This window comes from Ochrobactrum soli (assembly GCF_003664555.1).
GTDB classification, from domain to species: Bacteria; Pseudomonadota; Alphaproteobacteria; order Rhizobiales; family Rhizobiaceae; genus Brucella; species Brucella teleogrylli.
Genome location: NZ_RCHH01000001.1, coordinates 515249 through 538808, shown reverse-complemented (window position 1 = coordinate 538808; position 23560 = coordinate 515249). Strand labels below are relative to the sequence as shown.

Genomic DNA, 23560 nt, shown 5'->3' with positions numbered 1-23560 from the left:
TTACGCGGGGCAAACTCTCATTACGTCTTCCTGGACGCGCCCACCATTTTCCAACCGCCCAAATGCATTGCGAAAATCGTTCAGTTGCCGTTCGGCATCGTCGCGCCTGCAACGCCGGTATTCGTCACGATATTCCTGTCGTCGTCATATTTGGCGATAAGCATGAGGGCGGTGAGGGCGACAATAATCGGCACGATAAGACACAGCACCCTGACCGCCATCAGAGCGGTATGCCGTGTTCTTATTAGCGCCCTTGTTCTCATGGCCGATACTATCGCACGGATACGCTTAATCCGCCATATTGAGCGACATTAACAATAAGCAATCTCTTACAAACGCAGGCGCTTCAGAATGCGTTCTAGCGTGCGCAACGCTGCCGGTTGAGGCGGACCTTGATCTTGTCGCCTTTGTCCGACGCGGTGGGCTTGGAAGAGACGATATGCGCGCGCACGGTGCAGGTGCCGGCGAGAACCTCGAAATTATTCGCCCGGATATACATAACCGTATTGATCGGGTTCTTCGGCAGTTCGCGAGAGACCGCGTCGATGACGGCCTTGACTTCGGCGGCGCGCTGCTTGGGAGAGGTCGAGGCCTCAACGGAATTGATTGCGGCGAAGCTGCTGGCCGACCATGCCGCGATGCAGATGAGAACAGCTTTCTTCATTGGCGTAGCCTCCGATTGAGCCCAATGGATAAAAGTGCGGGCCTTTGTGAGAAAGGTCCGCTGAATCGGTTATGGCCCCGAACCTATCACAGATCGGGGCCATAGCTGTCATTTGGTCAGCTTTTATTGAGCCGGGGCAGGCGTTGCGGGTGTCGCCGGGGTAGTCGTCTCACCGCTGGCCGGAGCCTCGCTTTCCTTGGCTGCGTTTGGATCGGCCACGCCATTGGTGAAGACCTTGGAGCGGTCGAAAGCAGGCGCTGCGGTCAACTGGTCCTTCGTTGCGCTGAGAACCAGCCAGGTGTTTCCGTCGCTACGGGTCGCGAGCTGCAAGACATCCGGGCTTACGGCCACGTCCTTCTCACCGACGCCAAGGAAGCCGCCGACGCCGATCACGGCTGCTACAACCGAACCATCAGCACTGACGATCAGGTCATTCAGCTTACCGATGGATTTTGCATCATTGGCATCGCTTTCATAAACGCTGCGGCCAATGAAGCTTGAGACGAGAACTTCGCCTTCCTTAGGCTCGACAAAGCCGATCTTGTTGTTGTCGGGCGAGGGTGCTGTGCCGAACATGTTCTTGGTGGAAACAGGCAGATCCTGTTGTGCGGGCGCATCCGTGCCGGGCGTTGTCGCGGTGGGAGCCGCCGTCTGCGCAAGGGCTGGAGCACCAATCAAGAGTGCACACGCTGCCGTCAGAAGTGTCGTTCTAAACATAACTGCTCTCCTTTCTGCATTGAGTGTTCATAGTCCTAACGGTTTGATTTCAGGATCGTTCCGACATTTTTTGCCTGTTTCATGAGGAAACCTGCGCCGGTCGTCGCCCGCATGCGATTTAGACCGGCGGAAAAATAGCAGGCACGCTGCTGCGAAACTCCGAGCAAGCCCGGAATTCTCAACCGTGCAGAGGTGTCGTGCTGGCTATCTGTTATTGTACGACCGGAGAGGCCGGGGTGGGCTCGGATGGCGTAGGCGCAACAACAGGCGCAGAAGGGGCAGGCCCGCAACGGTTGGCCCGCGTGTGGCGCACGCCTTTCGACAGGAATACGATTTCCACTGCGTCACCAATCGGCGTGATGGTCACGTTTTCACTGGCCTGCTGTTGGTCGTTTTCGCAAACCAGATTGAGCGTGAACGTTCCTTTGTAATTGTCGAGCTTCATGACGGTACACTGCATGTCGCGGCTGTCGAAGCGCTCCTGCGAAATTGTGAAGCGCTTGTCATTATTGCTGCACCAGGTGCCGAGGATAGGTGTCGGATCGACTGGCGGCTTCGGCGGATTGACGCTGGCTGAAGGCGACGTGCAGGATGCCAGCGCAGGAAGCGCCAATGCACAAGCAGCAACATTCAGTTTATGCGACATTTAAAACCCCTGCGCAGCAGAACATCGAACAGTCTCAGCTCTTGGATACCGGGAAAGTCGGGCGGGCTCAAGACGGGCGCATGCAGAACAGTGTTGCGTCCGTGCGTGAAGCGTAGCCTAAGAAAAAACCCCGCCGTGGCGGGGTTTCATTCATGAAAGCCATTGCTGTCGATTATACCAGTCATCAATTTCGGATTTGGCGCGGTCTTTCGCGACTCCGTACCGCTCCTGAATCTTACCCTCAAGCTGTTCGCGGCGACCGCTGATCTGGTCGAGATCATCGTCTGTCAGCTTGCCCCATTGTTCCTGGATCTTACCTTTGACCTGTTTCCAGTTGCCTTCAACACGATTCCAGTCCATCGGGATTTCCTCCGTTTTACATTGGGAACAGGTGACTAACGCACGAGCGGCAGGATTGTTCATCGTTTTGATGCCAAGGCGCGTGATGACCTGATGTGCGGGGAGGGGAATCAGACAGGAGAAACCCCGACGTTTGTGTTTGGTGCATAATGACGCCGGGGTGCGCTTCAACGCTAATGCAACGAAGCGCCTGGCGACATGATTGCATAAAGACGGCAGAAAAATGAACCCGTAGAGGTTGCACCGAAGAGTGGAGCGGGAGACGCGCAACAAGGGCAGCGTGGCGTCTCCCGTGTCAATTGCGTGCTAATTGGGGGCAACACGCAAATTAACAGACTGGTATGTCTTCCAGCCGGCGGATGCTTGGACCGCCACGAAACAATTTACCGTGGTCTGATTTCATCTCAATCGAAGTTTTGTAACGTTTGGTTGCTGGAAATTTCACGGTTTTTCCGCTGCGATAACCAATTATTATCGGTGTAAAAAATTCTTGAAGAATAAATTGAACGGCTTTTAAGATCATCACAGATGTTTGAAAAGTTCAATCTGTTCATTTTGAGTTCATGCGCTAGGTTTCATGATGCTTCCCATCAAGAGGAGTACACAGAATGAAGCTCTTTAGTGGACTTATTGCAGGTATTGTTGGTGTTGGCTTGTTGGTGGGAGTTGGCGCGGCTTCCGCCGCACCAGTGGCAAATCTCGCTAAGCCCGGCGTAACCTCCAATGTGGAACAGGTTCGCGATCATCGCGGCTACCATTCGCGTAAGCACTGGAAGAAGCGGCATTACCACAGAAGAGACCATTGGCGGTCTGATCGTCGCCATTACCGCGATCATCGCTGGCGGTCGCACCGTCACTACAAGCGCGATTACTATCGCGGGCATTACCGGCATCACAGCAGCCGGTGGAATGGTCCGGCCAGTTCCAATCGATAGAATCAGGGGCGCAGCAGCGCCCCTTTTTAGTTGGTCTGTTGTCGGATGGTAATTGACTGCAATCGCGTTTCACAGAAACATACCGCAAGATTGAGATTTGGATATTGCCCTGCTCGGGCAGGTTTGCCCTGAAAGAAAACGGTATTTCATGTCGAAGTTTTTGAAGCGATTTCTCACGTTTCTCGTCGGTTTGGTTGTTCTACTGTTAGTCGGCGCGGCATCATGGCTCGGTTTCAACCCGCCGGAGCTTTTGCGGGTGGGCACGGGTTATGCGGCCAAGATCGTGTGTTCCAATGTCTTTATCGCCAAACGAGACGCCGATGCGGTACTCGCAGACGATGTTCAGGCACCGGGAAACCCGCTGCTGAAATTCCTCAATGTGGCCGTTGATGATGACACTGACACCGTAACTGTCCGGATTTTCGGCTTTTTTGCCCCCAGCAAGGCTGTGTTTCTCCCCGGTCAGGGTTGCGCCAACGTTCAATCGACAGATAGCCGCAGCGTCGGCAGCGATGAAGCTGCACAAGCGTCATCGCAACCGCTGAACGTGGCGATCTCAGATAAGGTGCAGAGCGTTATCGAGGATAAGGAACTGGCAGGCGCCGGCATGCGGGCCATCGCGGTCATTCACAACGGTCAACTCATCGCCGAAACCTATGGCGAGGGCTTCAATGCCGACACGCCGCTGCTTGGTTGGTCGATGACAAAATCGGTCATGGCGACGCTCATTGGGATGCGCATTGGGGAAAACCGCATGGATCTGGCCAAAAGCGATCTTCTACCGGAATGGCAGAACGATGAGCGCGCCAGAATCACCATCGCCAATCTGATGGCGATGGAAAGCGGGCTGCGCTTCAACGAGAATTATGGCGCAGTGGCAGATGTCACCCGCATGCTGTTTCTGGAAAAGGACATGGCGGGATTTGCCGCTTCGCTGCCACTGGAAGCAGCACCTGGAACGAAATTCAACTATTCGAGCGGGACCGCGAATATTCTGTCGAGGCTGTTCATGAATAGTTTCGACAGCCGGAATGCGGCTTTGGTCTATCCGCGCATCGCCTTGTTCGAACCACTCGGCATGAGCAGCGCCCTATTGGAAACCGACGCGTCGGGCGTCTTTGCCGGGTCGTCCTATATGTACGCGACCGCGCGCGATTGGGCCCGTCTCGGAGCGTTTCTGGCAGAGGGCGGGAAGCTCGATGGAAGGCAGGTACTGCCAGCTGATTTCGTGGCGTTCATGCGCAAACCGTCAGCGGCCTCGGATGGCCGTTACGGTTCTGCGCAGGTCTGGTTGCAGTCCGGCGGTGCCAAAGCGGGCGAGGATGGCATTCCCGATGATGCTTTCTGGATGTCCGGCCATGACGGTCAAACCGTCATGATCGTACCGTCCTTGCATCTTTCTGTGGTGCGTCTGGGACTTACGCCATCCCGCTCCGGCTATAGCGTTCAGAACCTTGATGCGCAGATCATCGAAGCTCTTCGTTAGAACCTGGTTCAGCCACCACCAGCTTGCGGAAATCCTTGCCGCTTGGGTTCTGGAAAGCGCTCAAGCCGAATTCCGGCAGCACCGCGTAAAGGTGGTCGAAAATATCGGACTGTATCTGCTCGAATGAGGCCCAGACGGTGGTGTTGGTGAAGCAGTAGATTTCGAGTGGCAAGCCTGCCGGGGTTGGGTCCATCTGGCGCACCAGCAGCGTCATGCCTTTATGGATGCCGGGATGGTTGCGCAGATAGTTTTCCACATAGGCGCGGAAAGTGCCGATATTGGTGAAACGGCGCGTATTGACCGGGTTTTTGGCGCGGTCACCCAGCTTGTTGTTCCATTCGGCGATTTCCTTCGCCTTTTTTGGCAGATAGTCGGCCAGCCAGTCCACTGACGCCATTTTCGCGCGTTCGTCGTCGGTCAGGAAGCGGATTGAATTCTGGTCGATAAAGAGCGCGCGCTTGATGCGGCGGCCGCCCGATTCCTGCATGCCGCGATAGTTCTTCATCGGTTCGGTGATGAGCTTGCGGATCGGAATGGTGGTGATTGTTCTGTCGAAATTCTGCACCTTGACCGTATAAAGCGCGATTTCGGTCACATCGCCATTGGCGTCGAGATTTTTCATCTCGATCCAGTCGCCCACACGAACCATGTTGGAAGAGGCGATCTGCATACTGGCGACCAGTGAGAGCAATGTGTCCTGAAAAACGAGGATCAGCACCGCAGCCATGGCGCCGACACCGGACAGCAGAATAACCGGCGACTTGTCGAGCAGGGTTGCAATGATGAGGACGGCGGCGATGATATAGACGACCAGCTTGCCGACCTGAATATAGCCCTTCATGGGCCGATAACGGGCCTCTGGGCGGCGATGATAGAGCGTGTCGACTACACCCAACGCTGAATTCACAGCGAGAGCGAGCGTCAGAATGATGAAGGCGATCGCGACATTGCGAATGACGGTGATTGCCGTATCCGGCAACCCCGGTATCGCCAGAATGCCGGAAGAAATGATCAGGGCTGGAACGATATTGGCCAGACGGCTGATGACGCTGTGGCGTTTCAGTTCTTCATCCTGACCGAATGAAGTCTTCTGAACGAGCCGGTCGAGCAGCTTGAGCAGGATCGCCTTGATCAGAAAATTTGCGATGAATGCGGAGAGAAACAATCCGCCGAGTGCCGTGAGTGTCTCCGCCCACGGATATTTAACAAAGAATTCCGACAATAGATTTTCCCGAAACGAGTTTCCGTGCGTTTTGATGGACGCCGTTCAAAGACCGAAACAGTTTTGATGATTGTATCATCGAGATCTATTGCGAAATAATGCGGTGTGGCTCGTAAATCAACCGCAGAGAGTGTTTTTTAGCGGATGCCGATCCGGTTGAATTGTTCACAGATCGGAATTCCGTTGCGAATAGATACAGTATTTGACCTTCAAAGGGATGCGGTGATGCCGCCATCGACATAAAGCACATGGCCATTGACGAAAGAGGACGCGCCAGACGCAAGGAAAATGCAGGCGCCAACGAGTTCGTCAACCTTTCCCCAGCGGCCCGCAGGCGTGCGCTTTTCAAGCCAGCTTGAGAAAGCCGGGTCTGAAACGAGCGCGGCGTTGAGCGGCGTGTCGAAATATCCCGGAGCAATGGCGTTGCATTGCAAGCCATATCTCGCCCAGTCGGTGGCCATACCCTTGGTCAGATTGCCAACGGCACCTTTGGTCGCGGTATAAGGCGCGATGCCGGGCCTTGCGAGCGCGGTCTGAACGCTGGCAATGTTGATGATCTTGCCCGTTCCGCGCTTTATCATATGTCTGGCGACCGCCTGTCCGACATTGAACACGGTAGACACGTTGGCTTTCAGCAAGCGCTCAAAGGCATCGGCTGGAAAGTCTTCAAGCGGGGTGCGATGTTGCATGCCCGCATTGTTGACGAGAATGTCGATGGCGCCGACATCTGCTTCGAACCCGTCTATTGCCGCGCGGACGGTGTCGTGATCCGTCGCGTCGAAGGCCAGCATGTGCTTTACGCTGAGGCTGTCGGCAGCGACTTTCAACTTTGCCTCATCGCGACCGTTGAGGACGACGTCGGCACCGGCGGCGGCGAGACCTTTTGCCAGCGCATAGCCGATCCCCTGAGACGAGCCGGTCACAAGCGCGCGTTTGCCTGTCAGATCGAAGAGTTGGACGCTCATATCTTCTCCTGAAATTCTTTAGAGCGGTTCCGGTTAGTACGGAATCGAGGGGCCGTTCTATCTATTTGTTTTTACACATTATCCCACGCAAATCCGCTACGCACTTTTGCTGGAAATGCTCTAGCTGAATGCGATCTGGGTTTTCATCGACTTCGTTTTATCCGACGCAATGTCGAAGGCGCGCAGCGCATCGGAAAGGGGCAGCGTCTGCGTGATGAGGGGGTTGACGTCGATCAGCCCATCCTGCATGAGTTTGACCGCGATGGCGAATTCCTCGTGGAAGCGGAAGGAGCCGCGCAGATCGAGTTCTTTGGCTGTGATCGTCATGATCGGCAGGTTCATTTCGCCGCCCATGCCAAGCTGCACGATAACGCCGCGCGGCCTGATGGCATGTATGCCCGCCACAAGGGCGGATGCTGCACCGGAGCATTCGTACAAAATGTCGAATGAACCCTTGTTCTGAGCGTATTCCGCCAGACCATCCGGGTTCTCCGATAGGTTGACGGTGCGGTCCGCGCCGACCTTGCGGGCAAAATCAAGCGCTGGCCCGGAAATATCCGCTGCGACGATTTCAGCAGCGCCTGCGCGGCGGGCAGAGAGGATCGAAAGCGTGCCGATCGGGCCGCAACCTGTCACCAGCACGCGCTTGCCCAATATCTCGCCTGCACGGCGGGTGGCGTGCAGGGTGACCGAGAGCGGTTCTGCCATTGCTGCTTCACCGGCGCTGAGGCCGTCGGCTTTCACGCATTGGCTGGCTTTTGCGACAAGCCGTTCGCGGAACGCGCCTTGAATATGCGGGAAGGGCATAGCCGATCCGTAAAAGCGCATGTTGAAGCAATGATTGGGCAGCCCCTTGTGGCAATATTCGCAGTGGCCGCAGGGGCGGGACGGCGATATGGCGACCAGATCGCCAATGGCGAGCCCGGAAACCCCTTCGCCAAGTGCTGCAATATGGCCGGAAACCTCGTGTCCGAGGATCATCGGTTCCTTGACGCGCACGGTGCCGAAACCGCCGTGATTGTAATAATGCAGGTCCGAGCCGCATATGCCGCCAGCCGCGAGACGGATTTCAACCTCTCCCGGACCGGCCATCTCGAGCTCGCGCTCATCAATACGCAAGTCCTTTGCAGCGTGGATGACAATCGCTTTCATCGCGTCCTCACAGAACCGGATTGGGGATCAGTCGGCCCTGGAAATGAGCCGACAAATTATCGAAGATCATTTGTTTTCGAAACGGAATGTACGGCTTGTTTTCGCTCATCACAAATAGAAAGAGCGCCCCGAAGGGCGCTCTTTTATCTCAATAAAAATGCTCGCGGTTTCCCCCGTCGCTCGATCAGCTGCAGCCGCTCGTCGCGCCGCAGGTGTCGCACTTCAGGCAGGTGCCGTTACGCACCATGGTGAAGTTCTGGCACTCCGTGCAGCTGTCGCCGGTGTAACCCTGCATCATCGACTTGATGCGGCGGTCCGCTTCGAGCTTCTTTGCCGAGTTGGCGCTTTCAGCACGGGCCGAAGCAGCGTCGGCAGCAGCCTTGTCTGAGAACAGTTCCGTTGCAGCTGAGGTTTCCTGCTGCTGTACCGGAGCGGTCTGCTCTTCAAACTCACGCTTGAAAGCCGTTGCACCTTCCGTCACCAGACCGATGGTCGCCGGGCGACCAGCCGGGGTAGCACTCGACTTCAAAGTCGTGACATTCGAAGCCTGCGGCGCCGATGCAGTCGAACCCTTGGCTTCGCTGCCGCCCGGTGCCGTATTGGTCACCAGTGTCGGCTTGTAGCCGCGCGTCCAGCCGGTCGAGACCAGATTGGTCTTGCCTTCCTTGATGCCCTTGCCAAGCGCTGTGTTCGAGAAATCGCTCGTGTCAACATGGGCGAGATCGTTGCGGCCCAGATAGGACACGGCCAGTTCGCGGAACACATAGTCGATGATCGACGTTGCGGTCTTGATCGCGTCATTGCCGATGACGATGCCAGCCGGTTCGAACTTGGTGAAGGTGAATGCCTCCACATATTCTTCCAGCGGCACGCCATATTGCAGGCCGAGCGACACGGCGATGGCGAAGTTGTTCATCATCGCACGGAAAGCAGCGCCTTCCTTGTGCATATCGATGAAGATTTCGCCGAGGCGCCCGTCACCGAACTCGCCGGTGCGCAGATAGACCTTGTGTCCGCCGACGACGGCCTTCTGGGTATAGCCCTGACGACGGTTCGGAAGCTTTTCGCGCTCATGCACGATCTTCTCGATCACCTTCTCGACGATGCGCTCCGTCACCTGAACGGCACGAGCGGCTGCCGGTGCTTCGATCAGCGCTTCGACTGCATCATCTTCGTCTTCATCATCCGAGATCAGCGCTGCGTTGAGCGGCTGCGAGAGCTTGGAACCGTCGCGATAAAGCGCATTGGCCTTCAGAGCCAGCTTCCAGGACAGCATGTAAGCGTTCTTGCAGTCCTCGACGGTCGCGTCATTCGGCATGTTGATCGTTTTGGAGATCGCGCCCGAAATGAACGGCTGCGCGGCAGCCATCATGCGGATGTGGCTATCGACCGACAGATAGCGCTTGCCGATCTTGCCGCATGGATTGGCGCAATCGAAAACCGCGTAATGCTCTTCCTTGAGGAACGGTGCGCCTTCGAGGGTCATCGCGCCGCAAACGTGAATGTTGGCGGCTTCGATGTCCTTCTTGGAGAAACCGAGCGCTGGCAGCATTTCGAACGAGAAGTCGTTCAGCTGTTCGTCGGTGAGTTTCAGCACGTCCTTGCAGAAGTCTTCGCCAAGCGTCCACTTGTTGAAAGCGAACTTGATGTCGAAGGCGCTCTTGAGCGCTGCATTCAGGGCTTCGATCTTCTCATCGGTGAAGCCTTTGCCGCGCAGCGACGAAGGATTGACGCCCGGTGCCTGATTGATGTTGCCGTGACCGACAGCATAGGCTTCGATTTCGGCGATCTGGCTTTCCGAATAACCGAGCGTGCGGAGTGCTTCCGGCACGGCGCGGTTGATGATCTTGAAGTAGCCGCCACCGGCCAGCTTCTTGAACTTCACCAGTGCAAAGTCAGGCTCGATGCCGGTCGTGTCGCAGTCCATGACGAGGCCGATCGTGCCTGTTGGCGCGATAACGGTGGACTGGGCGTTGCGGTAGCCATGCTTTTCGCCAAGTTCCAGCGCCTTGTCCCAGGCCGCGCGGGCATGGGTGATCAGATCCTGATCCGGGCAGTCTTCGGCAATTAGCGCCACCGGGTTGACGGCGAGGCCTTCATAACCTTCCGTCTTGCCATGAGCGGCCAGACGATGGTTGCGCATGACACGCAGCATATGTTCGGCGTTTGGTTCGTAGCTTGGGAAGGTGCCCAGTTCCTTCGCCATTTCAGCGGAGGTTGCATAGGCAATACCGGTCATGATCGCGGTCAGCGCACCGCAGATGGCGCGGCCTTCATCGGAGTCATAAGGAATACCGGAGGTCATCAGCAGGCCGCCAATATTGGCATAGCCGAGGCCGAGCGTGCGGTATTCGTAGGAGAGGCGGGCAATTTCCTTGGACGGGAACTGCGCCATCATCACCGAGATTTCGAGAACGATGGTCCACAGGCGGGCCGTGTGCTCGTAAGCTGCAATGTCGAACGAACCGTCCTTGTTGCGATAGGTGAGCAGGTTGATCGACGCCAGATTACAGGCCGTATCGTCAAGGAACATATATTCCGAGCACGGATTGGAGGCGCGGATCGGACCTGCGACCGGGCAGGTGTGCCAGTCGTTCATGGTGGTGTTGTAGTGCAGACCCGGATCAGCGGACGCCCATGCGGCATAACCGATCTTTTCCCAAAGATCGCGCGCCTTGAGCGTCTTCATGACCTTGCCGTCCTTGCGTGCGGTCAGGTTCCAGTCGCTGTCGTTTTCGACGGCGCGCAGGAATTCATCCTTCAGCGAGACGGAGTTGTTCGAGTTCTGGCCTGAAACGGTGAGATAGGCTTCCGAGTCCCAGTCCGTGTCGTAGGTCTTGAACTGAATGTCCGTATAGCCCTGACGCGCGAACTGGATCACGCGCTTGACGTAGTTTTCCGGCACCTGGTTCTTCTTCGCGGCCTTGATTTCGCGCTTCAGGGCAGGGTTCTTCGACGGATCGAAGCAATCGTCATTATCTGCTTCGCAGTTGACGCAGGCTTTCATGATTGCAGCCAGATGCTGCTTGACGATCTTGGAACCGGTGACGAGCGAAGCAACCTTCTGCTCTTCCTTCACCTTCCAGTCGATATATTCCTCGATATCCGGATGGTCGATGTCGACAACGACCATCTTTGCAGCGCGGCGCGTGGTGCCGCCCGACTTGATGGCGCCCGCAGCGCGGTCACCGATCTTGAGGAAGCTCATCAGGCCCGACGACTTGCCGCCGCCGGAAAGCTTTTCGCCTTCGCCACGCAGATGGCTGAAGTTGGAGCCTGTGCCGGAGCCATATTTGAACAGGCGCGCTTCACGCACCCACAGATCCATGATGCCGCCTTCATTGACCAGATCGTCAGCGACGGACTGGATGAAGCAGGCATGCGGCTGCGGGTGTTCATAGGATGACTTGGATTTGGTCAGCTTGCCGGTCTGCCAGTCGACATAGAAATGGCCCTGGCCGGGGCCGTCAATGCCATAAGCCCAATGCAGGCCGGTGTTGAACCATTGCGGGCTGTTCGGCGCGACGCGTTGTGTGGCGAGCATATAGGCAAGCTCATCGCGGAAGGCGAGAGCGTCTTCTTCCGAACCGAAATAGCCGCCCTTCCAGCCCCAATAGGTCCAGGTGCCAGCGAGACGGTCGAAAACCTGACAGGCATCCATTTCGGAGCCATAACGCTCGTTCTGCGGCAGCGACGCCAGCGCATCCTCATCGGCGACCGAGCGCCACAGCCACGACGGAACGTCGTTTTCTTCGACTTTCTTCAATTGGGCAGGCACGCCAGCCTTGCGGAAATATTTCTGCGCAAGGATATCGGCCGCAACCTGACTGAACTGAGCCGGTACATTTATGTTTTCCAGGCGGAATACGATGGATCCATCGGGATTCTTGATCTCGCTGGTCGCAGTCCGAAACGCGATGTCCGCATAGGCCGACTGATTCTCTTTCGTGAAACGGCGTTCGATCTTCATCTTTTCCATCCAAACGTTCTATATATAGTAGCCCCAAGGGTGAGTTTCCACCATGGCCTGCCACGTGCTGTCTGTACCGCGTCTCTGTTTCGAAAGCCCAACTGCGGGGAAGGGCTTCTTGGTGAGGACACCGGCAGATATCCGGGGCCCCAAAATCCTGCTTCTGCCGTATCCGGCGCGCAACAAAACACCCCAAGGCAGTCGAAACCATCCTCGTCAGGGCATTGCAAACCAACAAATCAGCAGATCGAAAAATACTCTATCTTGTAAGAAGCATGAGCGCAAATACTAAATCTAGTGTTAACGCTCTTTCGTCATGTGGCTGCATCTGCTTCTCCAAAGGCGGTCCGACCCGGAATTCGGGCACGACGAAGTCCGGAGCGACAACTACGCTGAATAAGCGCAACGCCCGTTCCAGAACTTGACTAACCTGAAAGAAAGACCGGCTATTCAGACGCCCGGCCACGCCACTTACGCAACGATAAGTTCATAAAAAACGACTCGGCTGCGAGCGTCAAGCATTGGTTTGTTGTAAGGCGTCTAACGCTAGATATTGTGCGTCAGTCGCTGGGGGCGAATGTGGATAACGGGGAGAAGAGAAGCTTTTGTGAACGAAGCCGGCTAAAACGCTTTTACCTCTTTTTAACCAAATATGGAGGGCAATTATTTTGCAAAAACAGCAGGATCAAGCCGCTTGCTAATGCAAGCTTTGAGCAAAATGCCTCTTCCGGCCCCGCCATTCACGCTGCAATTGCCGAAAAATGCCGCCGTTGGACGCTCGCGATTTTCACCGTCAGCGTGATGCCCACGGGGATCATACGGCCCTATGGCTGGAATAGCCGCAGGAAACGCCGCATCAAAGCCGAATGACGATGGATAAAAAGCGTTGAGGGGGAAACGACGCTGCTATTCGGCGGCGACGACCATACCCGAATCACCGAAACGGAGAAGAATCTGCTTCAACTCTGTCTCTTCGACGCGCCGGGCGGCTTCGTGCGGGCAAACCCATTCGCAGATGCGCTGATCCCGTTCCGGCCAGCTTTTTTCCTGGCCGGTGAAACGGACGGCGTAAACGGCCACCGAAAACTGGTTGATCCGCTCGGGCGGCATATCCATCTTGCAGTAATTATAGCTGCCAATGGGTTCCGGGGAGACATCGCCGCGTATGCCTGCTTCTTCGAAGGCTTCGCGCAAGGCTGTTTCCGCAAGCGTGCGACCGACTTGCGGCCAACCTTTGGGGATGATCCAGCGGCCCGTGCCACGGCTTGTGATAACGAGAACCTGAAGGGCATCCATTTCGCGGCGGTAGACAAGGGCTGCAACCTGCTGCAAACGGCCAGAAGGCGTAAGAATACGCTTTTCCGTTGCGATAAGTTGTTTGGCTGCCGTCTTCACTGCTGGTTTCCCTCTTTTCCTTAAAATGGAACGATTCGCCAAAATAACAACTGATCAAATACGCAACAGTTCTTACAAAGGGGAAAAAAGCCCTTTATTTTAAAGCTACTATTAAAATACAGGAGAGGCGTATCGTTTTCGAACGCCGAACCTGAGCGCGATCAGCGTCATTTCATGTGCTTTCTATAGCACGTGAATACGGCAAAAATATCATTTTTTTGTTTTCGCTTTTTTTCGTTTTCGCACATCCTTGAAAACTTTCGTGGTTTTTTGAGAAATCCCTCCATTCTGAATGGTCTTGGGGCGATAACAGTGACGGACAATAAAAAATGCCAGCCGGTAAGGCTGGCATTTAGAATTTACTATCGGGCGTTAGAGCGCGTTTCAATCTGATTGGATCAGATCGGCACTCTAACAGTTTGTCATAACGCGCCTTATGTCCGAAATCCGTTTCACACTTTTCGGGACGCGCGCTAAGCGAAAACTATCCGCGCTTGTCGCCTGCAATCGGTTCCAGATAGGTGTAGCCCATATCCCACGGGAAATAGATCCAAGTGTCCTGCGATACCTCGGTCACGAATGTATCGACCAGCGGACGGCCTTTCGGCTTGGCATAAACCGTTGCAAAATGCGCCTTCGGCATCATCTCGCGCACGATTGCGGCCGTCTTGCCGGTATCGGTGAGGTCGTCGACGACGATCACGCCTTCACCGCCATTTTCCAGAAGCTGGTCGCCGATACCCTTCAGAATTTGCATTTCGCCCTGCGACGTGTAGTCGTGATAGGAGGCAATGCAGACGGTTTCAATCAGGCGGATGCCGAGTTCACGGCAGATAATGGCCGCAGGCACCAGACCGCCGCGCGTAATGGCGACGATCGCACGCCAATCGTGCCCCATGCCGGAAATGCGCCAGGCAAGCGCGCGGGCATCGCGGTGGAACTGATCCCAGGATACGGGAAAGGCTTTATCGGGCAAGGACATCGAAACGCTCCATCGAACAGTCCGTGGGCTGTGGCCACAGACTGGCTAAACCAAAAATGCGCGATGACCACCGTCAAGCGCGCTGAACTGTGTAGACCTTCGCTTTCGCCATCTGCGCCCACCATAATAGGGGCTGCAATACTATGAAAAGGTTTCTTCAACCCGGCACAGTCAGCGCCGGGTAGTGCTGATAACCGCAAAAACACCGATCTTGCAAGTCTGTTATGGCTTGAAGGCGTTCATTGCCACCAATTGGGGATAATTGCCCGCTCTGAATGAGCGGACATGTCACCGAGAAAACAGTGTCAGGACGGGGAGGTCATTCAGCATGGATCGCGTCACTCCACCGAAAACAAGCTCGCGCAGGCGCGAATGGCTATAGGCGCCCATGACGAGCAGATCGGCACGTTCCGCAACGATGTGCTCCCGCAGCGCATCCTGCGCATAGCGCCCATGCGAGGCGAGCGGCGTCACGTTGACCTCAATGCCATGGCGGGCGATGGATTCGGCCAATTCGGTTCCGGCGAGCGCTTCGTCCTCGCCCTCGGCTTCCGGCGGATCGACCCAGACGATTTCCGTCCGTCCAGCCTGTTTCATCAAGGGCAGCGCATCGAAAGCGGCGCGCGCGGCCTCTCTTTTGCCGTTGAAGGCAACGACGATCCGGTCAAGGGACAATTGCGGCAAGACGGGTGCGTAGGGCACGAGCAGCACAGGGCAGCTCGCATTGAAGACAATCGTGTCGGCGGTTTCGTCATTGGTAGCCGGATCATCGGGGTCCGGCTGGCCCGCGACCAGCAATTCCGCGCCGAGACAGGAGGTCAACACGCCATCAGCGGCGGTGCCGGTTTCCGAGCGGGTGATACGAAATTCGAAATGCGCATCCTGACGGCGCATTTCTTCTTCAAAGACGTGTTTCAGCCGCTCGGAGAGTTCCTTGTGCTGCTTGTCGTGCAGCTCGAACATGCCTGGATCGATAAAGCCGTTGGGATCGGCATAGACGATGGGAGAGGGGATGGAATAGAGGCCGATGACATGAAGGTCGGGCACTTTTCGCATCAAAAGCGCGACGGCGGACAGAACCCGCTTCAGTTCAGCCTCGCTCCGGGAATAGGCAACCACCGTTTTGTAGGTCATGACCGATCTCCTTCCAGCTGTGTTTCCATTTTAGCATAGAAAGCAACGCGTTGCGTAGGCAAAAGGTTGCAAGGCATAAAGAGTTGTCAGCTTGCGCCAGAAGCCACCAGCCCGGCAATCATGGCTTCAATTTCGACAACTGCCGCATCAATCTTTTGCGGATCGCTGCCGCGCACCACGAGTTCGGTGCTGAAGCGCCCGCCTTCGAATTTCGGATAGGAACCGATGATCGTATCAGGGTTCTGCTTCTGGATTTCGGCCAGTGGCGCGCCGATGACGCCTTCGCCGAACGGGCAATGCACCGCGCGCGACAACAGCTTGCGCCCGGTCCGCAGCGTAGGGAGAACATTGTCGAGCATGGCCTGAAACACGGACGGCACGCCCGCCATCACATAAACATTGCCGATATGAAAGCCCGGTGCAGCAGAAACCGGATTGTCGATATGTTCCGAACCCTCTGGCATGCGGGCCATGCGCTTGCGGGAATCGGTGAATTCCAGACCCCGCCGCGCATAATTGTCGCCGAGAAGCTTCATGGCTTTTTCATCATAGATGCAGGGCACGCCAAAGGCTTTCGATACAGCGTCGGCGGTGATGTCGTCATGGGTGGGGCCGATGCCGCCAGACGTAAAGACATAATCATAGTTCGAACGCAGGGCATTGAGGGCGGCAACGATGGCGTCTTCCTCGTCCGGCACGATCCGCACTTCCTTGAGGTCAATGCCCGCAGCCGTCAGCAGATCGGCGAGATGCCCGATATTCTTATCCTTGGTGCGCCCGGAAAGAAGTTCGTCGCCAATGGCGAGCATTGCAGCCCTGACGGCCTGCTGCGAAGTGTCGGTCATACCCAGACTCCATTTCAATCTGGCGACAGTTAAGCCTCAGCCGCACCCAGCCGCAACCGGTTTTCGCAAAAGGCAAAATGTTCCTCCCTTGGTCCACCTTTCCAAAATGAAAATGCTCTCTAGTTGAGTGAATGCGGAAAAGGGGTTCCGTAAAATCGAAAACGGAGACGTCAGATGGTAAAGGTTCTGGTGCTGTACTATTCGTCCTATGGACATATGGAGCAGATGGCCAAGGCTGCGGCAGAAGGTGCGCGCGAAGGCGGCGCAGAGGTCACGATCAAGCGGGTGCCCGAACTGGTGCCGCTCGAAGTCGCCAAGGCCTCGCATTACAAGGTCGATCAGGACGCACCCATCGCATCGCCGAACGATCTGGTCGAATATGACGCCATTATATTGGGCACGGCGACCCGCTATGGCATGATGGCCTCGCAGATGAAGAATTTTCTCGATCAGACCGGTGGTCTGTGGGCAAAGGGCGCGCTGCTCAACAAGGTTGGCTCGGTGATGGTTTCAACGGCGACGCAACATGGCGGCGCGGAACTCGCGCTGATTTCGGCGCAGTGGCAGTTGCAGCATCATGGCATGATCATCGTGCCGCTTTCCTATGCCTATCAGGGGCAGATGGGCAATGATGTCGTGCGCGGCGGGGCGCCCTATGGCATGACGACGACGGCAGATGGCGACGGCTCGCGCCAACCATCCGAACAGGAACTGGAAGGCGCGCGTTTTCAGGGCAAGCGTGTTGCAGAAATCACCGCCAAGCTGCACGGCTGAGATATCTGATTAAAACAAAAGCCGCCGAGAAAACACGGCGGCTTTTGCGTATGAAAAATTGTGGTGCGGTCGGCGGGACTTGAACCCGCAAGCCTAAAAGGCGACGGATTTTAAGTCCGTTGCGTATACCAATTTCGCCACGACCGCAGCGACTGGATTTCTATGTCATGATTTGCGCGATGATTTCAAGACAGAAAGCTTGTCAGCAATAACAGCGAATTTCCGAATATCTGCATGTTCTAAAATAGAAAAGAGACGCCATCGCTTTAATTATTGCAGTTGCATCCAAGCTTATAGCTTCATCCTTGTTTGCATGGGCAAACCCGTATAGCGATAAGCCCTATCGAGTAGGAATGAAGAAAGTTTAAGTATGACCGCCTTCGTCAAATCCGTGGCTCAGGCCGAAAAGGCAATGCGTGCGCTTTTCCCCGAGACACAATTGCAGCTCAACGATTATCTCTCCCGCAAATATGGTGCGGAGATTTGGTTGAAGCGCGAAGATCTGACGCCGGTGCGCTCCTACAAGATTCGTGGCGCTTTCAATTTCATTTCCAAGGCAGTGAAAACGACTGATGAGAACGCGGTGTTCGTCTGCGCTTCGGCAGGCAATCACGCGCAGGGTTTCGCTTTCGTTTGCCGCCATTTCGGTCGCAAGGGTGTTGTTTTCATGCCGGTGACCACGCCGCAGCAGAAAATCGACAAGACCCGCGCTTTCGGTGCTGAATTCATTGAAATCAAGCTGGTCGGCGATATTTTCGACGTTTGTTATGCCGCTTCGCAGGAATTTGCGGCCAGCAACAACGGTGTCATGGTGCCGCCATTCGACCATCCGGGTATCGTGGAAGGACAGGCAACCGTCGCTTTGGAAATCGAAAGGCAGCTACCGGAGGGCAAAAAGCCCGATCTGGTTCTGCTGCCGGTGGGCGGCGGCGGGCTTTCCGGTGGCGTGACGCAGTATATTTCCGATCTCGGCTGGAAAACCGCGTTTCGCTTTGTCGAACCGAAGGGCGCCGCAAGCCTGAAAGGCAGCCTTGAGGCCGGCAAGCGCATCAAGCTTGCCCATGTCGATAATTTTGTTGACGGGGCGGCGGTTGCCGAGATCGGCAAAGAAAACTTCAAGCTTCTCAAAGGCTTCGACGCAAAGTCTGTCATAACGGTTCCGGAAAACCGTCTCTGCGCGACCATCATTGAAATGCTCAATATTGAGGGCGTGGTGCTGGAGCCAGCGGGCGCTTTGGGCATAGACGCGCTGAAGGATTTCAAGAAAAGCGAAATCAAGGGCAAGCGCATCGTGATTGTCGTTTCGGGCGGGAATTTTGATTTCGAACGCCTGCCGGATGTGCGCGAAAGGGCGCTTCGCTTTGAAGGTTTGAAGAAATACTTCATTTTCCGCTTCCCGCAGCGTCCGGGCGCATTGCGCTCGTTCCTCGATCTGCTGGGGCCGGAAGATGATATTGCCCGCTTCGAATATCTGAAGAAATCGGCGCGCAATTTCGGCTCGGTGCTGATCGGCATCGAAACGAAGGATGCCGCGAATTTCAAGCTCCTGGAAAAGAAATTCGGTGAAGCCGGTTGGGCTTATCAGGACATTACGGATAATCAGGTTCTAGCTGATTTCATCATTTGAACCGGAGCTAAGCGTCTGAATCAAAAAGGCGACAGGCCATGGCGAAAATGGTGATTTCGAGAACCGGAGCGCAGCGTACTTGAACGTACGTGAGCACCGGAAGCGCAGAAATTGCCATTTGCAGACCGGCATGATGGCTTTTGGATCAGACGCGAAAACGAAATCATTTGCTTTTTTGCTCAAACCACCCCATATGGGCGGCAGGCGCATGGGCCGACGTTAGTTGTCGGCTTTCCCGGCATTGGACTTGTTGCGTCACACCTTTGTCTTCCGGAATGGTCTGGAAACGGAGGGGACCTGAGATTTGCTCGGGCACGGCTGCGCAAGTCGCCAGGGGTTTTCCCGGCGTCCCGTCGTTATCATAAAAACAGATTTGGCTCGGGCAAGTTGCGCTTTCCCGGCATTGAAAGCGGATCGCAGATGTGCGGTGCCGCCGAAAGAGATTGAATTGACAAATGAAAATACGAGCGGCTTTGCCGCTCTTGGCGTCACCGGCGTTTTGCTTAAAGGTGTCGAAGCTGCTGGCATGACCGAACCGAAGCCGATCCAGACGCAGGCCATCCCGCCGCAGCTGGAAGGCAAGGACATTCTCGGCATTGCGCAGACCGGCTCGGGCAAGACCGCGGCTTTCAGCCTGCCGATCCTGCAAAAGATCATCGGTCTGGGCGATAAGCGCCGCCCGAAGACGGCGCGTGCGCTTGTCCTCGCACCGACCCGCGAGCTGGCCGTCCAGATTGAACAGACGATCCGCAATGTTTCCAAGAGTGCGCATATCTCGACTGCGCTCGTGCTCGGTGGCGTATCGAAGCTGACGCAGATCAAGCGTATCGCGCCCGGCATTGACGTGCTGATCGCAACGCCGGGCCGTCTGACGGATCTGATGCGCGAAGGTCTGGTTGACCTTTCGCAGACCCGCTGGCTGGTGCTCGATGAAGCCGATCGCATGCTCGATATGGGCTTCATCAACGATGTGAAGCGTATTGCCAAGGCAACTCATGCCGACCGCCAGACCGCGCTTTTTTCGGCAACCATGCCGAAGGAAATCGCGGCGCTTGCGGGTAGCCTGCTTCGTGATCCGGTTCGTGTGGAAGTTGCGCCGCAGGGCACGACGGCTGCCGAAATCACCCAGGTTGTGCATCCTGTGCCGACCAAGGAAAAGCGCCGTCTTCTGTCGGCTCTGCTGGCCGACAAGAACATGCGCTCGGTCATCGTCTTCACCCGCACCAAGCATGGTGCGGATGCGGTTGTGCGCCACCTTGAGCGCGACAAGTTCGACGTTGCGGCCATTCACGGCAACAAGTCGCAGAATGCCCGCCAGCGCGCGCTGAACGGTTTCCGCGATGGCACATTACGCATTCTGGTTGCGACCGACATCGCCGCGCGCGGTATTGATGTTCCCGGCATCAGCCATGTCGTCAACTACGACCTTCCTGACGAGCCGGAAACTTACGTGCATCGTATCGGTCGCACCGGGCGCAATGGCGCAAGCGGCGCTTCGATCACCCTGTACGATCAGGCGACCGAGGATTCGAAGCTGCGTGCAGTAGAACGTGTGACCCGCACCAAGCTTCCGATCAAGGAGGCTCCGGTCAAGCTTGCTCCGGCGCCAACGGCAGCGCCGCGCATTTCGATTGTGGGCGAAGACAAACCGCAGAAGACGCAGCACCGCAAGGGCCCGTCGCCGCAGCAGCATCGTCGCCCAGCGCAGAAGCCGGGCGAACATCGTGGGGGCAACCACGCTTCCGCAGGTGGTCATGCCAATGCGACTGGCGAAGCTGCACCGAAGGCAAAGCGCCCATTCCGCCGCAAGCGCCGCACAGGCAATGGCGGCGGTGGTCAGCGCGCTGCGTAACCGTCTTTCGGAACATCTTTTACAAAAGCCGCCCATTTCGGGCGGCTTTTTCTTTTGGGATGGCCTTTTGTGGATTGAGTTTGCCAGTTGGTGTGGAAAATTATTCCATCCTTCCTTGAAGGGCAGGGCAGTTCCTCATACTTTCCGGGCAAACAATTCGGCCCAAGATGAAGGATGGAAGCTATGCTCCAATCGGTTCTAGACGCAATCGGTAACACGCCATTGATTCGTCTCAAGAAGGCTTCCGAAATCACCGGTTGCGAGATTTACGGCAAGGCTGAATTCCTCAATCCGGGACAGTCGGTCAAGGACCGCGCGGCGCTTTACATTATCCGTGACGCCGAAAAGCGCGGCCTGCTTCGCCCCGGCGGTGTCATTGTTGAGGGCACGGCAGGCAATACCGGCATTGGCCTGACGCTCGTTGCCAAGGCGCTCGGCTATCGCACGGTCATCGTCATTCCGGAAACGCAGAGCCAGGAAAAGAAGGATGCGCTGCGTCTGCTCGGAGCGGAACTCATCGAAGTTCCGGCAGCGCCTTATCGCAATCCCAACAATTATGTACGACTGTCGGGGCGGCTGGCCGAACAGCTCGCCAAAACCGAACCGAATGGCGCGATCTGGGCCAACCAGTTCGATAATCCAATCAATCGTCAGGCGCATATCGAGACCACTGCGCCGGAGATCTGGCGCGATACCAATGGCAAGGTCGACGGTTTCGTGGCGGCGGTCGGATCGGGCGGTACGCTTGTCGGGACGGCCTTTGGTTTGAAGGAACACAATCGCGACATCAAGATCGCGCTCGCCGATCCTTATGGCGCGGCACTTTACTCCTATTACACGACCGGCGAATTGAAAGCCGAGGGCGATTCGATCACCGAAGGCATCGGGCAGGGGCGTATCACGGCCAATCTGGAAGGGTTCACACCTGATTTCTCCTATCGCGTTGCGGATGCCGACGCGCTCGACGTTGTGTTCGATCTCGTGGAGAATGAGGGGCTTTGCCTTGGCGGTTCTTCTGGCATCAACATCGCCGGTGCGATCCGGCTTGCAAAAGATCTCGGTCCGGGCCACACAATTGTGACGGTGCTTTGCGACTATGGTAATCGTTACCAGTCGAAAATGTTCAATCCATCCTTCCTGCGCGGCAAGAACCTGCCGGTGCCGGGCTGGCTGGAAACGAAAACCGAGATAGACATACCGTTCGAGGAATAAAACAATGGCCTATGAGACCGATGCGCTTTTCCGTGAAGATTCCTATCTTTCAACGGCGGAGGGCAAGGTTCTCGCCATTACCGACACCGGCGGCATTATTCTCGACCAGACGAATTTCTATGCGACCTCCGGCGGACAGCCGGGGGATATCGGCTTTTTCGAGCGCGCCGATGGATCGCGGATCGAGATTACCGCGACCGTTACCGGCGAAAACAAGAATGAAATCGTCCACGTGCCCGGCGAAGGTCAGGCCGTGCCGACAGTCGGTGAAACACTCGTCCTGCATATCGACTGGCCGCGCCGCTATAAGCTGATGCGCATGCACACTGCCTGCCATCTGTTGTCAGTCGCCTGTCCGTTTCCGATCACCGGTGCTGCGGTGGGCGAGGATGAAAGCCGTGTCGATTTCGATCTGCCCGATCCGACCTACACGAAGGAATTCGTGACCGAAAAGATCATGGAACTGGTCAAGGCCAACGATCCGGTTTCGATCAACTGGATCAGCGATGAAGAATTTCTCGCCAATCCTGATATTGTGAAATCGAAGAATGTCCGCCCGCCTGTCGGGCTCGGACGCATCCGGCTTGTCGCCATTGGTGAAAATGGCGCGGTGGATTCCCAGCCATGCGGCGGCACCCATGTGTCCGAAACGCAGGAAGTGGGCGAAATCCATATCGGCAAGATCGAGAAAAAGGGCAAGGAAAACCGCCGTTTTCGTATCCGCTTCGGTGCTTTGCCGGACGCGTGAGCATACAGGAGTTTTGACTATGGCTGAGAAAAGCGCATTTGTCGTTTCACGTGACTGGTTGAAGGAGCGGCTGGAAAAGCCGGGCATCGCCATTGTGGATGCATCCTGGTATCTGCCTGCGGCGGGACGCAATGGCCTTGAAGAGTATCATGGGGCGCATATTCCGGGCGCAGTGTTCTTCGATCAGGACGTGATCGCCGACAAGGATTCTGGCCTGCCGCACACTTTGCCATCGCCCGAACTCTTCGCGCAGCATGTCGGCGCCATGGGCATCATGGCAGATGAAACCGTGGTGGTCTATGATGGGCCCGGCATGTTTGCGGCACCGCGTGTCTGGTGGATGTTCCGCATCATGGGCGTTAAAAACGTCTTCGTTCTCGATGGCGGTTTCGATGGCTGGAAGGCAGCAGGATATCCCGTGACCGACGAACCGACGAAGATTGCGGCGACGCTGTTCACGCCTGCTTTCGATCCGGCTGGCGTCGTCGATTTTGCCGAAATGCGGGAACTCGTCGATGAACGCCGTACTCAGATTGCCGATGCGCGCGCTGCCGGACGTTTTACCGGTCGCGACGCCGAACCGCGCGCGGGCATGCGCTCCGGTCATATGCCGGGCGCACGTAATGTTCCAGTCGGTACGCTGTCGGAGAACGGCGAGCTGAAGGATCTGGATAGTCTGCGCGCAATTTTCGACAAGGCTGGCGTCGATCTCACCAAGCCTGTCGTCACAAGCTGCGGCTCTGGTGTCACGGCGGCGGTCATCATGCTGGCGCTGGCCTCGCTCGGCCATAAGGATAACCGGCTTTATGACGGTTCCTGGAGCGAATGGGGTAGCAGGCAGGATACCCCGGTAGTGACGGGCGAAGCCGACTGA

At 56.3% G+C, this 23560-nt stretch carries 22 protein-coding genes and 1 tRNA gene; 9 read left to right on the top strand and 14 right to left on the bottom strand.

The features are described 5' to 3' along the window. Positions 1 to 80: 80 nt before the first annotated feature. The 5 genes from D8666_RS24120 to D8666_RS02565 all read right to left on the bottom strand — a co-directional run bounded on the left by D8666_RS24120 (position 81) and on the right by D8666_RS02565 (position 2387). Positions 81 to 221, bottom strand: coding sequence for a hypothetical protein (locus tag D8666_RS24120; RefSeq protein WP_167836033.1), 141 nt, complete (start codon positions 219 to 221; stop codon positions 81 to 83). A 137-nt stretch (positions 222 to 358) separates the two neighbouring features. Beyond that, positions 359 to 664 (bottom strand): hypothetical protein, encoded by a 306-nt coding sequence (locus tag D8666_RS02580; protein ID WP_121536220.1) that lies wholly within the window; start codon positions 662 to 664, stop codon positions 359 to 361. Positions 665 to 787: 123 nt separating this feature from the next. Next, positions 788 to 1381 (bottom strand): PRC-barrel domain-containing protein, encoded by a 594-nt coding sequence (locus D8666_RS02575; protein ID WP_109369107.1) that lies wholly within the window; start codon positions 1379 to 1381, stop codon positions 788 to 790. Between the two features lie 211 nt (positions 1382 to 1592). Next, positions 1593 to 2027, bottom strand: a complete 435-nt coding sequence (locus D8666_RS02570) for a hypothetical protein (RefSeq protein WP_180917971.1) — start codon at positions 2025 to 2027, stop codon at positions 1593 to 1595. A 150-nt stretch (positions 2028 to 2177) separates the two neighbouring features. Continuing rightward, complete coding sequence (locus D8666_RS02565; RefSeq protein WP_109369106.1) at positions 2178 to 2387, bottom strand: CsbD family protein; 210 nt, start codon at positions 2385 to 2387, stop codon at positions 2178 to 2180. Positions 2388 to 3110: 723 nt separating this feature from the next. Between D8666_RS02565 and D8666_RS24115 the strand changes: the two genes are divergently transcribed. Both D8666_RS24115 and D8666_RS02555 read left to right on the top strand, forming a co-directional pair. Then, on the top strand, positions 3111 to 3374 hold the full coding sequence (locus D8666_RS24115; protein ID WP_167836032.1) for a hypothetical protein: 264 nt from the start codon (positions 3111 to 3113) through the stop codon (positions 3372 to 3374). A 96-nt stretch (positions 3375 to 3470) separates the two neighbouring features. After that, positions 3471 to 4808 (top strand): serine hydrolase domain-containing protein, encoded by a 1338-nt coding sequence (locus D8666_RS02555; RefSeq protein ID WP_167836031.1) that lies wholly within the window; start codon positions 3471 to 3473, stop codon positions 4806 to 4808. Here the strand turns inward: D8666_RS02555 and D8666_RS02550 are convergent. The 4 genes from D8666_RS02550 to D8666_RS02535 all read right to left on the bottom strand — a co-directional run bounded on the left by D8666_RS02550 (position 4789) and on the right by D8666_RS02535 (position 12117). Continuing rightward, positions 4789 to 6030, bottom strand: a complete 1242-nt coding sequence (locus tag D8666_RS02550) for a mechanosensitive ion channel family protein (RefSeq protein WP_109369104.1) — start codon at positions 6028 to 6030, stop codon at positions 4789 to 4791. The two genes, D8666_RS02555 and D8666_RS02550, sit on opposite strands and share 20 nt — an antisense overlap. A gap of 209 nt (positions 6031 to 6239) precedes the next feature. Further along, positions 6240 to 6995, bottom strand: a complete 756-nt coding sequence (locus D8666_RS02545) for an SDR family oxidoreductase (protein WP_109369103.1) — start codon at positions 6993 to 6995, stop codon at positions 6240 to 6242. Between the two features lie 120 nt (positions 6996 to 7115). Further along, positions 7116 to 8147: an L-idonate 5-dehydrogenase gene (locus D8666_RS02540; RefSeq protein ID WP_109369102.1), complete on the bottom strand. Its 1032-nt coding sequence runs from the start codon at positions 8145 to 8147 to the stop codon at positions 7116 to 7118. A 184-nt stretch (positions 8148 to 8331) separates the two neighbouring features. Continuing rightward, positions 8332 to 12117, bottom strand: a complete 3786-nt coding sequence (locus tag D8666_RS02535; protein ID WP_121536316.1) for a vitamin B12-dependent ribonucleotide reductase — start codon at positions 12115 to 12117, stop codon at positions 8332 to 8334. A 579-nt stretch (positions 12118 to 12696) separates the two neighbouring features. Between D8666_RS02535 and D8666_RS23935 the strand changes: the two genes are divergently transcribed. Beyond that, positions 12697 to 12987 (top strand): hypothetical protein, encoded by a 291-nt coding sequence (locus D8666_RS23935; protein WP_147437984.1) that lies wholly within the window; start codon positions 12697 to 12699, stop codon positions 12985 to 12987. A gap of 36 nt (positions 12988 to 13023) precedes the next feature. Here D8666_RS23935 and D8666_RS02530 read toward each other — a convergent pair whose 3' ends face one another. The 4 genes from D8666_RS02530 to D8666_RS02515 all read right to left on the bottom strand — a co-directional run bounded on the left by D8666_RS02530 (position 13024) and on the right by D8666_RS02515 (position 16473). After that, positions 13024 to 13512, bottom strand: a complete 489-nt coding sequence (locus D8666_RS02530) for an NUDIX hydrolase (RefSeq protein ID WP_109369101.1) — start codon at positions 13510 to 13512, stop codon at positions 13024 to 13026. Between the two features lie 484 nt (positions 13513 to 13996). Then, positions 13997 to 14494, bottom strand: a complete 498-nt coding sequence (gene gpt, locus D8666_RS02525) for a xanthine phosphoribosyltransferase (RefSeq protein ID WP_109369100.1) — start codon at positions 14492 to 14494, stop codon at positions 13997 to 13999. Between the two features lie 288 nt (positions 14495 to 14782). Further along, a complete protein-coding gene (locus D8666_RS02520) occupies positions 14783 to 15628 on the bottom strand; it encodes a universal stress protein (RefSeq protein ID WP_109369099.1) in 846 nt (281 codons plus the stop codon). An 86-nt stretch (positions 15629 to 15714) separates the two neighbouring features. Beyond that, complete coding sequence (locus D8666_RS02515) at positions 15715 to 16473, bottom strand: competence/damage-inducible protein A (protein WP_109369098.1); 759 nt, start codon at positions 16471 to 16473, stop codon at positions 15715 to 15717. 174 nt (positions 16474 to 16647) lie between these two features. Here D8666_RS02515 and wrbA point away from each other — a divergent pair, with 174 nt between their 5' ends. Beyond that, a complete protein-coding gene (gene wrbA, locus D8666_RS02510) occupies positions 16648 to 17247 on the top strand; it encodes an NAD(P)H:quinone oxidoreductase type IV (protein WP_109369097.1) in 600 nt (199 codons plus the stop codon). 61 nt (positions 17248 to 17308) lie between these two features. Here the strand turns inward: wrbA and D8666_RS02505 are convergent. Continuing rightward, positions 17309 to 17394 (bottom strand) — tRNA-Leu (locus D8666_RS02505). A 223-nt stretch (positions 17395 to 17617) separates the two neighbouring features. On the opposite strand from D8666_RS02505, the gene ilvA reads away from it, so the two are divergent. The 5 genes from ilvA (at position 17618) to sseA (ending at position 23560) form a co-directional block, all read left to right on the top strand. Beyond that, on the top strand, positions 17618 to 18874 hold the full coding sequence (gene ilvA, locus D8666_RS02500) for a threonine ammonia-lyase IlvA (protein WP_109369096.1): 1257 nt from the start codon (positions 17618 to 17620) through the stop codon (positions 18872 to 18874). Positions 18875 to 19322: 448 nt separating this feature from the next. After that, a complete protein-coding gene (locus D8666_RS02495) occupies positions 19323 to 20726 on the top strand; it encodes a DEAD/DEAH box helicase (RefSeq protein WP_371830783.1) in 1404 nt (467 codons plus the stop codon). Between the two features lie 183 nt (positions 20727 to 20909). Beyond that, a complete protein-coding gene (locus D8666_RS02490) occupies positions 20910 to 21938 on the top strand; it encodes a cysteine synthase A (RefSeq protein WP_109370236.1) in 1029 nt (342 codons plus the stop codon). A gap of 4 nt (positions 21939 to 21942) precedes the next feature. After that, positions 21943 to 22686 carry an alanyl-tRNA editing protein gene (locus tag D8666_RS02485; protein ID WP_109369094.1) on the top strand — a complete coding sequence of 248 codons (744 nt, stop codon included), beginning with the start codon at positions 21943 to 21945 and terminating at the stop codon, positions 22684 to 22686. A gap of 19 nt (positions 22687 to 22705) precedes the next feature. Continuing rightward, positions 22706 to 23560, top strand: coding sequence for a 3-mercaptopyruvate sulfurtransferase (gene sseA / locus D8666_RS02480; RefSeq protein WP_109369093.1), 855 nt, complete (start codon positions 22706 to 22708; stop codon positions 23558 to 23560).